The sequence below is a fragment of the Actinocrispum sp. NPDC049592 genome (genome assembly GCF_040675465.1).
Classification (GTDB): domain Bacteria; phylum Actinomycetota; class Actinomycetes; order Mycobacteriales; family Pseudonocardiaceae; genus Kibdelosporangium.
The window spans coordinates 247211-263468 of record NZ_JBFAPA010000019.1; the positions used below are offsets into that span (position 1 = coordinate 247211).

General features: G+C 70.9%; 6 protein-coding genes. All 6 read left to right on the forward strand.

The features are described 5' to 3' along the window. Positions 1–23 precede the first annotated feature (23 nt). Positions 24–11777 (forward strand): amino acid adenylation domain-containing protein, encoded by an 11754-nt coding sequence (locus AB0J95_RS38860; protein ID WP_364769703.1) that lies wholly within the window; start codon positions 24–26, stop codon positions 11775–11777. Positions 11778–11814: 37 nt separating this feature from the next. Next, a complete protein-coding gene (locus tag AB0J95_RS38865; RefSeq protein WP_364769705.1) occupies positions 11815–12636 on the forward strand; it encodes an ABC transporter permease in 822 nt (273 codons plus the stop codon). Between the two features lie 4 nt (positions 12637–12640). After that, the gene (locus tag AB0J95_RS38870) at positions 12641–13894 is read left to right on the forward strand and encodes a cytochrome P450 (protein ID WP_364769707.1); all 1254 of its coding nucleotides are present in this window, start codon (positions 12641–12643) and stop codon (positions 13892–13894) included. Positions 13895–13898: 4 nt separating this feature from the next. Beyond that, the gene (locus tag AB0J95_RS38875; protein WP_364769709.1) at positions 13899–14102 is read left to right on the forward strand and encodes an MbtH family protein; all 204 of its coding nucleotides are present in this window, start codon (positions 13899–13901) and stop codon (positions 14100–14102) included. A 32-nt stretch (positions 14103–14134) separates the two neighbouring features. Next, positions 14135–15076 carry an ATP-binding cassette domain-containing protein gene (locus tag AB0J95_RS38880; protein ID WP_364769711.1) on the forward strand — a complete coding sequence of 314 codons (942 nt, stop codon included), beginning with the start codon at positions 14135–14137 and terminating at the stop codon, positions 15074–15076. A gap of 103 nt (positions 15077–15179) precedes the next feature. After that, positions 15180–16235 (forward strand): hypothetical protein, encoded by a 1056-nt coding sequence (locus AB0J95_RS38885; RefSeq protein WP_364769713.1) that lies wholly within the window; start codon positions 15180–15182, stop codon positions 16233–16235. Positions 16236–16258 lie beyond the last annotated feature (23 nt).

Consider the following 16258-nt stretch of genomic DNA (forward strand, 5'->3'; position numbering starts at 1 on the left):
CAGACGGGAAAGGGAAGAACGCGATGACCGCAGTTCGCCAGGTGGCCAGCCTGCCACTGTCGGCCGGCCAGGCCGACATCTGGTTCGACGAGAAGGTCTCCGGTGGCAGCCTCGCCTACAACACGGCCGGGTACCTGGACATTCACGGCCCGTTGGACGTCGAGGTGTTCCGGGCGGCGGTCTCGCGACTGATCGACGAGGCGGAGTGCACCCGGGCCCGGTTCGTGGAGTCCGGCAGCCGGCCGCGGCAGGTGATCGAGCCGCTGCCCGCGGTTCCGTTGACCCTGCTGGACTTCAGCGACACCGGTGACCCGGGTGCCGCCGCCCGCGAGTGGATGGCCGCCGACCTCGGGCGGCCGTTCACGCTCGCGGAGTTCCCGCTGTTCCGGCTGGCGCTGATCCGGCTGGACGCCGAGCGGGTGCTGTTCTACATGTGCATCCACCACTTCCTGTGCGACGGTTTCACGCAGACCATCTACTGGCGCAGGCTTTCCGAGATCTACCAGGCCTTGTGCGACGGCACACCGGTCGAGCAGGGCGCGTTGCCGCCGCTGCACCAGCTGATCGACGCCGAGGCGTCCTACGGCGAGTCGGTGCACGCCGAGCGCGACCGGGAGTTCTGGCGCAAGCGGTTCTCCGTCACGCCCGAGCTGGTCAGCCTGGCGCACCACAAGAACGAGCCCGGTCAGGGCCTGATCCGTCGTGACATAACGATAGACGCGCCGACCGCTGAGAAACTCCGTGCCGTGGCACGGGAGTCCAACGTGACCTGGCCGACGGTCGTGATGGCCGCTCTGGCCACCTACACCCAGCGGATGACCGGCATCAGCGATGTTCTGCTGACGCTGCCGGTGACCGCGCGCGTCGGCGCCACCATGCGCGCGGTTCCCGGCATGGTGGCCAACACCGTGCCGTTGCGGATCCGCGTGCGCCCCGAGATCACCCGCGCGGAGCTGCTGAGCGAGACCTCCCGTGAGGTCGCGCAGATCCTGCGGCACCAGCGGCACCGGGTCAGCCGGATCCGCAACAGCATGGGCCTGGCCAGCGACGACCGCAGGCCGTTCGGCCCGCTGGTGAACATCCTGCCGCAGGAGACGCGGCTGGGCATCGGGCCGTGCGACGTCACGGTCACCAACCTGTCGACCGGTCTCGTGGACGACTTCGAGGCGACGGTGGTCGAGGCCGCCGACGGCGGGATCGAGATCCACCTGAGCGGAAACCCCGGTCTGTACGACGAAACCGACCTCGCCGCGCACGTCCGCCAGTTCGGCACGCTGCTCGGCCAGTTCGTCGGCTGCACGCCCGACACCCCGCTCGGCCGGATCGACGTGCTGGAGCCGGCCGAACGCGACCGCGTGCTGCGCGTCGGCACGGCCACCGCCGCAGACACCGCCAACGGCGAGATCATCGGTGTGGTGGAACAGGTTCGCCGGTTCGCCGTCGAGCAGCCCGCTGGCATCGCCGTGAGGGACGACTCGGGCACGCTGACCTACTCGGCACTCGCAAGCCAGGCCAGTGCCCTGTCCCGCCGGCTGGCCGACGCCGAACTGGTTGGTGTGCTTGCCTCTCCGGGCCGCGGGTTCATCTCCGCCGTGCTCGGCGTGCTGGGCGCCGGTGGTGCCTATGTCCCGCTGGACGTCCGTGCGCCGGTCGCCCGGATCGCCGGGCTGCTGGCCGACAGCGGCGCGACCCGGCTGGTGGTCGACGAGGCGCATCGCGCACTGGCGGCCGAGGTCACCGCGCTCGTCCCGGTACAGATCACCGAACTGGACGGTGCCCAGGACTCGGAGTGGGTCTCCTTGTCCGGCGCCCCCGATGACCTCGCGTACGTGATCTTCACGTCCGGCTCGACCGGCAAGCCCAAGGGCGCCATGGTGCACCGCCGCGGCATGCTCAACCACCTGCTGGCCAAGGTCGAGGACCTGCAACTGTCCGGTTCGGACAGTCTGGTGCAGAACGCGCCGCTGACGTTCGACGTGTCGGTCTGGCAGATGCTGGCCCCGTTGGTGGTCGGCGGCACCGTGCGCGTGGTCGGCCACGAGACCGCCGCGGACCCCGACGCGTTGTTCCCGCTCACCGCTGCCGAAGGCGTGACCGTGCTTGAGGTCGTGCCGTCCCTGCTGCGTGCCGCACTGGACACTTGGGACACTGCCGAAGCGCCGGTGCTGAACACCTTGCGCTGGCTGGTCGTCACCGGCGAGGCACTGCCCGCCGACCTGTGCACCCGCTGGTTCGCCCGCTACCCGGGCATTCCGATGGTCAACGCCTACGGCCCCACCGAGTGCTCGGACGACGTCACCCACGCGGTGATCACCGTCAACGACCCGCAGGACGGCCCGCGCGTGCCGATCGGACGGCCGGTGCGCAACACCCGGCTCTACGTCCTCGGCGACGAGCTGCGCCCGGTTCCCGCTGGGGTTCCTGGTGAACTGTACGTGGGCGGCGAAGGCGTCGGCCGCGGCTACCTGAACAACTCCGGCCGCACCGCGACCGCGTTCCTGCCGGACCCGTTCGGGCCGCCGGGATCGCGGATGTACCGGACCGGCGACACCGTGGTGCTGCGGCCGAACGGCCAGTTCGAGTTCCTGGAGCGCAAGGACTTCCAGGTCAAGATCCGCGGCCACCGGATCGAGCTCGGCGAGATCGAGGCCGCGCTGCGCGCCCTGCCGCAGGTCGGCGACGCGGCCGTCCAGGTGCACACCGACCCGGCCGGGCACAAGCGGCTGGCCGGGTACCTGGTGTCCGCCACCGGGTCGCCGCTGGACGGTGCCTCGGTCAAGCAGCAGCTCGCGGGCGTGCTGCCGGAGTACATGGTCCCGGCCACGATGGTCGTGCTGGACGCGCTTCCCCTGACGCCGCACGGCAAGGTGGACCGCAAGGCACTGCCCGAGCCGGACTTCTCGACGGCGACCGCCGGGCGGGCGCCGAGGACCGACGAGGAGAAGATCCTCTGCACGGCCCTGGCCGAAGTGCTCGGCCTGCCGTCGATCGGCGCCGACGACAACTTCTTCGCCATGGGCGGCGACAGCATCAGCTCGCTGCAGGTGGTCGGCCGGGCCCGGCGGGCCGGTCTGGCGATCACGTCCAGGGACGTGTTCCGCTACAAGACCGCCGCCGCGATCGCCCGGGTCGCCGGCAAGACGGGCGGGGCCGCCGCCCCGAAGGCCGTCGAGGACGGGATCGGCGAGGTCGAGCTCACCCCGATCATGAACCAGCTGCGCGAGGACCACGACGTCATGGGCGTCGCGTACCCCGCGTACAGCCAGCACGTCGTCGTGCGCGTGCCCGCCGGGATCGACATCGACCGGCTCGGCCAGGCCGTGCAGGCGGTCGTGGACCATCACCACGCGCTGCGGATGAAGCTCGCCGTGCCGGTCCCCGGCCTGTGGGGACTGGAGTTCCGGCCGGTCGGCTCGGTCAACGCCAAGGACATCGTGCGCCGCGTGGACGTGTCCGATGTGGACACTGCCGACCTGGACACCGAGGTGGCCGCCCAGATCGCCGAGGCGCACGACCGGCTGTCCATCGCGGACGGCATCGCGTTGCAGGTCACCCTGCTGGACTCGGGTCCCGGCCAGCCGGGCCGGCTCGTTCTGGTCGGCAACCACCTGGCCGTGGACGGCGTGTCCTGGCGGATCCTGGCCGCCGACCTGAAGGCCGCCTGGCAGGCCGTGGTCGCGGGCCGGCCGGCCGAGCTGGACCCGGTGGGCACCTCGTACCGCCGGTGGACCCAGCTGCTGTCGGCACAGGCCCGGTCGGCGGGCCGGCTCGCGGAGCTTCCGCTGTGGATGCGACAGATCCAGGGTGCCGACCGGCCGATCGCCGACCGGGTCATCGACCCGGTCAAGGACACCTACCGCACGGCCCGCTCGCTGCGGCTGGAGCTGCCCGCTGAGCAGACCGCCACGCTGCTGACCACCGCGCCCGAGGTGTTCGCCGGTGAGATCAACGACGTGCTGCTGACCGCACTCGCGATCGCGGTCGCCGACTGGCGGCGCCGCCGGTCCGACACCGCGGACGCGAGCCTGGTCGTCGAGCTGGAAGGCCACGGCCGCGAGCAGATCGCCGACGACGCCGACCTTTCTCGCACGGTCGGCTGGTTCACCACCGCGTTCCCGGTCCGGCTGGACCCGGGTGAGATCGACTGGACCGACGTGTGGGCCGGCGGCCCCTCGCTGAGCGCGGCGGTCAAGCGGGTCAAGGAACAACTGCGTGCGCTGCCCGACCACGGCATCGGCTTCGGCCTGCTGCGGCACCTCAACCCGCAGACCGTTGGCCCGCTGGCGCGGTTCGGCCCGCCGCAGATCGGCTTCAACTACCTCGGCCGGTTCGACGCGAACACCGCGGGCGACTGGACGTTCGACACCGGCAACGACGTGGTGGGCGTGGGCGTCAGCCCGGACATGCCGCTGCGGCACGTCGTCGAGGTCACCCCGGTCACCGAGGACCTGCCCGGTGGCCCGAGGCTGGTGGCCAACTGGGTCTGGGCGGGCGATGTCCTGTCCGAAGAGGACACCGAGGACCTGGCGAAGACCTGGTTCCGCGCGCTGACCGCGCTGGCCGGGCACGTGCGGCGGCCCGGCGCGGGTGGCCGCACCCCGTCGGACTTCCCCCTGGTGTCGTTGACCCAGCCGGAGATCGAGCGGCTGGAGCAGGACGTCGACGGCCTGGCCGACGTGCTTCCGCTGTCCTCGTTGCAGCAGGGCATGTTGTTCCAGGCCGGCTACGACCAGGACGGGATGGACCCGTACACGCTCCAGGTCGCCGTGGACGTCACCGGACCGCTGGACGTCACCGCCTTCAAGACGGCGGCCGCCGCGTTGCTGCGCCGCCACTCCAGCCTGCGCGCCTCGTTCCGCTACCTCGACAACGGCGACGCCGTGCAGGTGATCCCGCGCTCGGTCGAACTGGACTTCACCGAGATCGACCTGACCCGGCTGGCGAAGGACCGGCGGCCGGCCAAGCTGGCCGCGCTGACCGACGCCGACTGGACGAACCGGTTCGACCTGGCCCGCTCCCCGTTGGCCCGGTTCACGGTCATCAAGGTGGGCCGTGAGCAGTACCGTCTGGTGTGGACAGTGCACCACATCCTGGTGGACGGCTGGTCCATGCCGATCTTCGCGCAGGAGCTGTTCACCCTGACCGCGAACGGCGGCGACATCGACGCCCTGCCCCAGCTGCCCCCGGCCCAGGACTACCTGGCCTGGCTGACGTCCCAGGACGTCGAGGCGGCCCGGGTGGCGTGGCGGGCCGAGCTGGCCGGGGTCGAGGACACGACCCGGCTCGCGCCGCCGGTGCCGGACAGCGGCGAGCCGGTGCTGCCGGAGACGGTGATCGTGGACCTGCCTGCCGACGTGACCGCACGGCTGACCGCGTGGGCACGGACGCACGGCCTGACGCTGAACACCGTGATGCAGGGCCTCTGGGGCCTGTTGCTGGGCCGCCTCACCGGGCGCCGGGACGTGGTGTTCGCCGCGGTCGCCTCCGGCCGCCAGGCCGATCTGGCCGGGATCGAGTCGATGGTCGGCTCGTTCCTGACCACGCTGCCGGTCCGGGTGCGGCTGGATCCGGCCCAGGCCGTGGCCGACCTGATGACCGGCCTGCAGGAGCGCCAGACCGCGCTGGAGGCCCACCACCACCTGGGTCTGGCCGAGGTGCAGCAGCTGGCCGGGGTCGGCGACCTGTTCGACACCGTGCTGAGCTACCACAACTACCCGATGGCCGACGCGTCCGAGCTCAGCGACGTGATCCCCGGCGTGCAGGTGCTGGCTGGGGACGCCCGGGTGGTGGCCGAGTACCCGCTGGCGATCAACGTCTACCCGGGCGACCGGCTCCGGCTGCTGGCGCAGTTCCGGCCGGACGTCCTCACCCCGGACGCGGTCACGTCCATTGTGGACCGGTTGGCGCAGCTGGCCGGCACCGTCGTGGCCCAGCCGAAGATCACCGCCGGTCAGGTCGACGTGCTCAGCGCCGCCGAGCGCGCGCTGATCCTCGGTGACTGGGCCGGTGCGGCGAAGGCGGCTGACGTCCTGGCGCCGGCGAAGTTCGAGGCTCAGGTGCGCACCGCGCCCGACGCGATCGCCGCGGTGTTCGGGGATCGCTCGCTCACCTACCACGAGCTCAACGCGCGGGCCAACAGGATGGCGCGGCTGCTCACCGAGCACGGCGCCGGCCCGGAAAAGATCGTGGCACTGGCGATCCCGCGTTCGCTGGACACGGTGGCCGCGGTGCTGGCGGTGCTCAAGTCCGGCGCGACCTACCTGCCGATCGACCTGAGCTACCCCGACGACCGCATCCGGTACATGCTGTCCGACGCGGCCCCGCTGATCGTGCTGGCCGCACCGCAAGCGGCAGCACGGTTCACCGACGCCGACGCCACGGTGCTGACGATCGACGATGCCGTCCTCAATGGACACTCTGCCGACGACCTCGGCGATGTCGGCCTGGACCCGCGGCACGCCGCCTACGTGATCTACACGTCCGGTTCCACCGGCAAGCCGAAGGGTGTCGTCGTCGACCATGGCGGTCTCGCGGCCATGGTGGACAGCCTGATCCCGCACTTCGGCGTCACCAGTGAGACCCGGATGCTGCAGCTCGCCTCGTTCAGCTTCGACGCCTCGGTGTGGGAGATGTCGATCGCGCTGCTCGGCGGCGGCCGGCTGGTCATCGCCGACGACGAGGCCCGCCTGCTCGGCCCGGCGTTGGCCGGCCTGATCACCGAGCACCGGGTGAACCTGGCCGGTCTGCCGCCCGCCCTGCTGGGCGCGCTGCCGCAGGACACCGACCTGCCGGGCGACCTGCAGATCGTGGTCTCCGGTGAGGCCTGCCCGCCGGAGGTGGTCGAACGCTGGTCCAGGACCAACCGCATGATCAACGGCTACGGACCGACCGAGACCGTGCTCGCCTCGACTGCCAGCGGACCGTTGTCCGGCGGCGGGCGCCCGCCGATCGGCCGGCCGACCGCGGCCCACCGGGTGTACGTCCTGGACACCATGCTGCGTCCGGTTCCCGCCGGTGTGGTCGGCGAGCTGTACGTCGGCGCCGGCCTGGCTCGTGGGTACCTCCACCGTCCCGGCCTGACCGCGGCGCGGTTCGTCGCCGATCCGTATGGCGCGCCTGGTGAGCGGATCTACCGCACCGGTGACCTGGTGCAGTGGCTGGCGAACGGCCAGCTGGACTACGTGGGCCGGGCCGACGGCCAGGTGCAGATCCGCGGCTTCCGGGTCGAACTGGGCGAGATCGAGTCGGCCCTGCTCGCGCACGAGGAGGTCACCCAGGCCGCGGTCGTGGTCAAGGTCGACGACTCCGGGGACAAGAAGCTGGTGGCGTTCGTCGTCACCGCGGATGCCACTTTCCCAGCGGGACTACGGGAGCAGATCACCTCGGCGCTGCCCGAGTACATGGTCCCCGCCGCCGTGGTCGTGCTGCCCGAGCTGCCGATCACCACGAACGACAAGGTCGACCGGCAGGCCCTGGCCGCGATGGACGTCAGCACCGCGGGCGGCCGCCCGGCGCAGGGACGCGGGCCGCGCACACCGGTGCAGGCGATCCTCTGCGAGATCTTCGCGGACGTGCTCGACCTGCCCAAGATCGGCATCGACGACCACTTCTTCGAGTCCGGCGGCCACTCGCTGCTGGCCACGAAGGTGATCAGCCGGGCCCGCACGGCGCTGGGCGCGGAAGTGCCGATCCGTGCGCTGTTCGACGCGCCGACCGTGGCCGGGCTGGCCGAGTGGATCAGCACCGCCGCGAACGCCCGTCCCCCGCTGCGACCGGCCGCGCCCGCCGCCAACGCACCGCTCTCCTTCGCGCAGCAACGTTTGTGGTTCCTCAACCGGCTGGAAGGCCGCACCGGGACCTACAACGTGCCACTCGCGGTCCGGCTGACCGGCCGGTTGCGGATCTCCGCGCTGCGCGAGGCGTTGCGTGACGTGATCGAGCGGCACCAGTTGCTGCGCGCGGTGTTCCCGGAGGTCGACGGCCTGCCGTACCAGAACATTCTCGACGTTCAGGACGCCGGTCTGGATGTGCGCGTGGTCGATGTGTCCGAGGAGGACCTGGCGGCCACGTTGAGCGAGGAGGCCGGCCGCGGCTTCGACATCACCGTCGAGACGCCGTTCCGGGCCAAGGTGCTGCGCCGCTCCCCCGGCGAGCACGTTCTCCTGCTCGTGATGCACCACATCGCGTTCGACGGCTGGTCGATCGGCCCGCTGCTGAAGGACCTGCTGGCCGCCTACGACGAGCGGTGCGCCGGCCGGGCTCCACAGTGGACCCCGCTGCCCGTGCAGTACGCGGACTACGCCGTGTGGCAACGGGAAATGCTCGGTTCCGCCGACGACCCGGACAGCGTGCTGGCCAAGCAGACCGCGTACTGGACCGAGGCACTCGCCGGGCTGCCCGACGAGCTGGACCTGCCCACCGACTTCCCCCGGCCGCCCGCCAGCAGCCACCAGGGTGGCGAGGTGGAGTTCCAGGTGGGGCAGGAGCTCTACCGTGAACTGGTCGACATCGCGCGGGACGCCGGGGCCACGCCGTTCATGGTGATGCAGGCGGCTTTGGCCGCCCTGCTGACCAAACTCGGTGCGGGCACGGACATCCCGGTCGGCAGCCCGATCGCCGGCCGGACCGACGAGGCCCTCGACGACCTGGTCGGGTTCTTCGTCAACACCCTGGTCCTGCGCACCGACACCAGCGGCGACCCGACCTTCCGCGAGCTGGTCGGCCGGGTGCGCGACGGCAACCTGGCCGCGTACGCCCACGAGGACCTGCCGTTCGAGCACCTGGTCGAGGCGCTCAACCCGGTCCGGTCGCTGGCCCGCCAGCCGCTGTTCCAGGTCATGCTGGCCTACCAGTCCGATGTGGACAGCGTGGTCACCGCTTCCGGCCTGACCATCCGGGTGGAGCCGGTCGAGCTGCCGATCGCCAAGTTCGACCTGACGGTCCAGCTCGACGAGCAGTACGTGGACGGTGTGCCGAACGGGATCCGTGGTGTGCTGGAGTACAGCGCGGACCTGTTCACCCGCACCACCGCGGCGCAGATCGCCGGCCGGCTGACCCGGCTGCTGGGTGTGGTCGCGGCCGATCCCGACCGGCGGCTGACCCAGGTGGACGTGCTGGAGCCGGGCGAGCAGGACTGGTTGCTGGAGCTGGCGACCGGGCCGGTCCGCGGCGAGGCCTACGAGGGCGTCGTCGAACGTGCCCGCGCCTTCGCCGTCGAACAGCCGGACGCGGTCGCGGTCGTGGATGACACCGGCGAGACCACGTACGCGCAACTGGTCGCCCAGGCCAGTGCGCTGACCCGCAGGCTGGACGGCGCCGGTCTGGTGGCCGTGCTGGCCACCCCGGGCGCCGGGTTCATCGCCGCGGCACTCGGCACGCTCGGCGCCGGCGGGGCCTACCTGCCGCTGGACGTCCGTGCGCCGATCACCCGCCTGACCGAGATGCTCGCCGACAGCGGCGCCGGGTGCGTCGTCGTCGACCCCGAGCACCTCGACCTGGGTGAGCGGATCGCCGGTGAGGGCGTCGAGGTGCTGGTGCTCGACGGCGGTGCGGACCCCGCGGACGGGCTGGCCGCGGTCTCCGGCGGCCCGGACGACCTGGCGTACGTGCTGTACACGTCCGGTTCGACCGGCAAGCCCAAGGGCGCGGTGATCGACCGGCGCGGCATGGTCAACCACATGTGGGCCAAGATCGACGACGTCGAGCTGGCCCGCGGGGAGGCCCTGGTGCAGAACGCCCCGGTGAGCTTCGACGTCTCGGTGTGGCAGATGCTCGCGCCGCTGCTGGTCGGTGCCCGCAGCCGGGTGGTCGGTCACGACATCGCCGCCGACCCGGTCGCGTTGTTCTCCTTGGTGGCTGAGGAAGGCATCGCGGTGATCGAGGTCGTGCCGTCGCTGCTGCGGGCCGCCCTGGACGCCTGGGACATCGCCGGCGAACCGGTCAGCCTGCCCGGCCTGCGCTACCTGGTGCCGACCGGCGACGTGCTGCCGCCCGACCTGGTCTCCCGGTGGTTCGCCCGGTTCCCCGGCATCGCCCTGGTGAACACCTACGGCCTGACGGAGAGCTCGGACGACGTCACCCACGCGGTGATCACCTCGGCGGCCTGGCACGACGGCGCCCGGGTGCCGATCGGGCGGGCGCTGCGCAACACGTCGGTCTACCTGCTCGGCGACGACCTGCGTCCGGTTCCCGTTGGGACGCCTGGCGAGTTGTACGTCGGCGGGACGGCGGTCGGCCTGGGCTACCTGAACCGGCCCGGCCTCAGCTCCGAGCGGTTCGTGGCGGACCCCTACGGCGCCGAGGGATCGCGGATGTACCGCAGCGGCGACCAGGCCGTGTTGCGGGCGGACGGGAACTACGAGTTCCTCGGCCGACGCGACAACCAGGTCAAGGTGCGCGGCCACCGGATCGAGCTCGGTGAGGTCGAGACCGCGGTGCGGGCGCTGCCCGCGGTGGCGGACGCGGTGGTGCTGGCGCACCCGGATCCGTCCGGGAACAAGCGGCTCACCGGTTACGTCGTCCCCGCGGCCGGGCCGTCCGATGTGGACACATCGGCGCTGCGGGCCGAGCTGTTGCGGTCGCTGCCGGAGTACATGGTGCCGGTGACCTGGCTGGTCCTTGACGCGATGCCGCTGACGGCACACGGCAAGGTCGACCGCAAGTCGCTGCCCGCGCCGGACCTGGCCGCGCTGCCCGCCGGGCGGCCGGCCGGCACGGAGGACGAGCACGTGCTGTGCGGGGTCGTCGCGGAGGTGCTCGGCCTGCCGAGCGTCGGCATCGACGACAACTTCTTCGCCGTCGGCGGGGACAGCATCAGCTCGATCCAGGTGGTCAGCCGGGCCCGCAAGGCCGGTCTGGACATCAGCATCGCCGACCTGTTCACCCACCAGACCCCCGGCGAGCTGGCGGCGTTCGCCGCCCGCCAGCGCGACGCGAAGGACTCGTTGGTGGCGCGGGTGTTCGACGAGGTCAGCGGCCTCGACGACGTCGACCCGTTCGGCACGATGCTCTGCCTGAAGCCGACCGGCGAGGGCGCACCGCTGTTCTGTGTCCACAGCGGAGTCGGCTTCAGCCTGCCGTACATCGGCCTGGCCCAGCACATCCCGGACAACCCGATCTACGGCATCCAGTCGCCGAGCATCACCGAGCTGCTGCCGATGCCCGACAGCATCGAGGCGCTGGCGGCCGACTACGTCCGGCGGATCAAGCAGGTCCGGCCTACTGGGCCGTACCACCTGCTGGGCTGGTCGTTCGGCGGCATGCTGGCCCACGAGATCGCGGTGCAGCTGGTCGCGGGCGGCGACGAGGTGGGCCTGTTCGCCAACCTGGACGCCTACCCGCCCAGCGCGGACGACCTGCGCGGCGACGAGCAGGCGATGCTCGGCTGGGTGGTGGAGCTGCTGGGCCACAACGTGTCCGAGTTCAACGGCCGCACGCTCAGCGCGCGGGAGATCGCCGAGATGCTGCGCCGGGACGGCAACCCGCTGGCCGGCCTCGGCGCGGAGCGGATCGTCGCGATGATCGACGTGATGCGCGAGAACGCCAAGCTCACCATGGCCTTCTCACCGGGCCGGCTGCCCACCGCAATGGCCTTGTTCGTGGCCACCGAGGGGCTGACCGAGGACGACATCGAGTCCCGTGTGGACAGGTGGCGGCCGTTCGTCGGCGGGGACATCGACACCTACCGGCTCGACGGCACCCACGACGAACTGATGGATCCCGAACCGCTCCGGCAGATCGGCACGGCGGTCGCCGGGAAATTGAACCCGCGGAAGTGAATCCGATGCAGCAAGCCAAGTCTGGAGAGGGAGTACCGTGAGCAACGCAACCGTCACCGCGCAGGGCGGCGGGCTGTCCGCGACCGTCGCCGAGATCCTCGCGACGGCCGGGCGGCGCCTGCGCCACCTGCGTCGTGCCCCCGGCAGGTTCATCGGCATCACGCTGAACCCGCTGGTCTCGATGATCGTGCTGGGCTACCTGTTCCAGCGTTCCATCCTGATCCCCGGTGGCGGCAGCTACCAGGAGTTCCTGTTCGCCGGCGCCGCCCTGCAGGTCGGCCTGGCCGGTGTCGGCCCGACCGCGGTCGCGGTGGCCACCGACCTGAAGGGCGGGCTGATCGACCGGTTCCGGTCGATGCCGATCTCGCGCGGTGCCGTCCTGATCGGACACACGCTGGCCGACCTTGTCGTTGGTGTGTTCGCACTGGCCATCGTCACCGGCTTCGGCCTGCTGCTGGGCTGGCGGCCGCACACCGGGATCCTGGGCACGCTGGCCGGGTTCGGCGTGCTGGTGGTCTTCATCTACGTGATCCTCTGGCTGGGCGTGCTGCTCGGCATGGCCTCCAAGAGCCTGGAGACCATCGACTCGATCTCGTCGCTGATCGTCGTGGTGCTGCCGTTCCTGTCCAGCGCCTTCCTGTCGGCGGAGTACCTGCCGGGCTGGCTGCGCCCGGTCGCCGAGTGGAACCCGATCAGCGCGGTGGCCACCGCGTGCCGCCAGCTGTGGGGCAACCCAGGCGCGAACGGTGACAGCTTCGCCATCACGAACTCGGCGCTCGTCGTGATCGTGTCGCTGGGTGTGCTGTTCCTGCTCACGTCCGTGCAGAGCCTGCGGCGCTACCGGTCGGCGGCGGTGTGATCCCATGACCACGCCATCATCCCTCACGGTCGCCGAGGATCTGTCCACTGTGGACCTCGCCGACCCGCAGACGTTCATCGACGCGGACCTGCCCGCCCTGTGGCGGCGGTTGCGCGCCGAGCGGCCGGTGCACTGGAACGCGCACACCAGCAAGTCCGCCGCCAAGGACATCAAAGGCTTCTGGGCGGTCACCAAGTACGCCGACGTCGTGGCGGTGTACAAGGACAACAAGCAGTTCACCTCCGAGCGCGGCAACGTGCTGTCCACGTTGCTGCAGGGCAACGACTCCGCCTCGGGCAAGATGCTCGCGGTCAGCGACGGCACCCGCCATCGCGAGATCCGCAACCTGATGCTGAAGTCGTTCTCCCCGCGCGTGCTCAGCCACGTCGCCGAGAAGGTCAGGGCCCGCACCCAGCGGCTGCTGGCCCAGGTCGCCGACGGGCGGCCGCTGGACTTCGCCACCGACGTCGCCGACCACATCCCGATCAACACGATCGGCGACCTGATGGACGTCCCCGAGCAGGACCGCCAGCGCCTGGTGGAGTGGAACAACAAGACGCTCAGCCGCTACAGCAGCGAGGACAGCGAGCTGGAGGAGTTCCTGGCGCGCAACGAGATCCTGCTGTACTTCTCGGACCTGGCCAAGGCGCGCAGGCGAAACCCGGGCGACGACGTGGTCAGCGCGCTGGCCACCGGCACGGTCGGCGGCGCCCCGCTGTCCGAGGACGAGATCGTGTTCAACTGCTACAGCCTGATTCTGGGCGCGGACGAGTCGAGCCGGATGTCCTCGATCGGCGCGATCCTCGCCCTCAACCAGCACCCGGACCAGTGGCGCGCGCTGAAGAACGGCGACGTCACCATCGAGAGCGCCACCGAGGAAGTACTGCGCTGGACCACTCCGGCCATGCACTTCGGCCGGCGCGCGGTCGCCGACGTGCCGCTGGGTGATCAGCTGATCAGGTCCGGTGACGTCGTGACGTTGTGGAACAGCTCGGCGAACTTCGACGAGGAGGTGTTCCCCGGCGGGCACGAGTTCGACCTGTCCCGCACCCCGAACAAGCACCTCGCGTTCGGGCACGGGCCGCACTTCTGCCTGGGCGCGTTCCTCGGCCGCGCGCACGTCGGCTCGGTGCTGGAGGGCCTGCGTGACCTGGTGGCCGGGATCGACGTGACCGGGCCACCCGTGCAGTTGTACTCGAACTTCGTCTACGGCTACCAGAGCATGCCGGTCGTGCTGACACCAGAGAACAGGGAGTGACCCCGTGACAAACCCATTCGACGACCAGGACGGGACCTTCCTCGTGCTGGTCAACCGCGAGGGCCAGCACAGCATCTGGCCGGCCTTCGCCGAGGTACCCGCGGGCTGGACGGTCATGCTCGGTGAGAGCACCCGTGGCGCCGCACTGTCCTATGTAGAGGAGAACTGGACGGACCTGCGTCCGGCGAGCCTCCGCCAATCCGGGTGACGAGCTCGGTCCTCGACAAGGGAGTTCCCCAAGTGGACATCGCGATCCAGGCCGAAGGCCTGCAGAAGCGTTACAAGGAAACGGACGCGCTCGGCGGCGTGGATCTGTCCGTGCGGTCCGGCTCGGTGCTCGGCCTGCTCGGCCCGAACGGGGCCGGGAAGACCACCACCGTCCGGATGCTCGCCACCCTGCTCCAGCCGGACGGCGGCCGCGCGACGGTCGCCGGCTACGACGTGGTGAAGCAGCCACGCGAGGTCCGCCGGCGGATCGGCCTGGCCGGGCAGTACGCGGCGGTCGACGAGCTGCTCACCGGGCGGGAGAACCTGGTCCTGGTCGGCAAGCTGCTGCACCTTGGCCGACGGGGCGCGGCCGCGCGGGCGGCCGCCCTGCTGGAGCGGTTCGACCTGGTCGATGCCGCGGACCGGCCGGTGAAGACCTACTCCGGCGGGATGCGGCGCCGGCTGGACCTGGCGAGCTGCCTGGTGTCCGAGCCCGAGGTGCTGTTCCTCGACGAGCCCACCACCGGGCTCGACCCGGCCAGCCGGATCACGTTGTGGCAGACCGTGCGCAAGCTGGTCGACGACGGCGTGACCGTGCTGCTGACCACGCAGTACCTGGAGGAGGCCGACTTCCTGGCCGACCAGATCGTCGTGATCGACGCGGGCAAGGTGATCGCCGAGGGCGCGCCGAACGAGCTCAAGCTCAAGGTCGGGCTGGAGCGGCTGGAGGTGCGGGTCGGCCCGGCCGATGTGGCCGCCGCCGCCGGAGTGCTCGCGAGGGTCGCCGTCGACGCCCCGAGCGTCGACCAGACCAGGGGCATCATCGCCCTGCAGCTGCAGGACGGCATGGGCGGCATCGCCGACGCCGCCGTCGTGCTGCGCGACGCCGGCGTGGCCATTGTGGACTTCGCGGTCCGCCGGCCCACCCTCGACGACGTCTTCCTCAACCTGGTCGGTCCCCGCGGCGACGGGTGATCCGGCTTCCCCACGGCGCCGTCCCGGTATTCCCCCACCGGGACGGCGCCCTTTTGTGTCCGGGACCAGATCCCGGGTTTCCCCAACCACGAAGGAGAAGTGCATGCCATTGAAACACTTTGTCGTCGTCGCCGCGGTTTCGGCCGCGGCGGCGGCGTTCGCGCCCGCTGTCGCGTCGGCCGCACCCGCGGTGTGCACGCCGAGCTACCTGCCGATCCCTGCGACGATGACCGGTGGCGGCACGGTATCGGTCGCCGACAGCCAGGGCGGGTACGCGGGCGAAGGCTACGTCAACCTCTTCGGCGGCAGCCGGTCGACCCACATCCTGCGCTGGCAGGGCGGTCAGGTCACCGACTACGGCTACCTGACGGGCTTCGGTGACGACGCCACGCCCATGGCGGTCAACCGGAACGGCGTCGTCGTGGGATACGCGTACAACGGGAGCTTCCCGCGCGCATTACGTTCGCGCGGCACGGTTCTGGAGCCGCTTGCGGTCCCCGCGGACGTCGATTCGTCGTACGCGACCGGGATCAACGACGCCGGTGACATCGTGGGTTACGTGGGCAGGCGGTTCCAGCAGGGCATCATGATCTACACGGTGAACACCGCCGTGGTGTGGCCGGCCGGCGCGCCGGGCACGGTTGTGGCGCTGTCCGGCCTGCCGTCGACCGGCCAGGCCAAGGCGGTCGGGATCGACCAGGACGGCACGGTCCTGGTCGAGTACTACCCGAGCAGGACCGACGAGTTCCAGGCCACAGCGTTGTATCTGTGGCGTGCGGGCACCGCCCGCAAGCTCACCCTGCCGTCGGGCGCCAAGTTCGTGGCGGGCAACACGATCGCCAACGGCCGGGTAGGTGGCTACACGCAGACCTCGGACATCGCGGACACCATCGGTGTGCTGTGGGACCAGAACGGCACGTTCCTGCGGCCGGTCAACAGCGCTGCGGTCAACTCGGTCAACCGCAGCGGCCAGTCCATCGGCTACGCCCTGGACGACACCACTGGTTTCTACGGCGTATGGCAACTGGGGCAACAGATCGCGTCCCTCGACGGCGCCCTGGGGGTGTACGTCTCGGCGGATGACGGCTCGATCGCGGGCTGGAGCCGCGGCTCGGAGACCGGCGCCAAGAACAAGCCCACGGTCTGGCGCTGCGGCTGAAGCTCTTGCCAGACAACATGAAT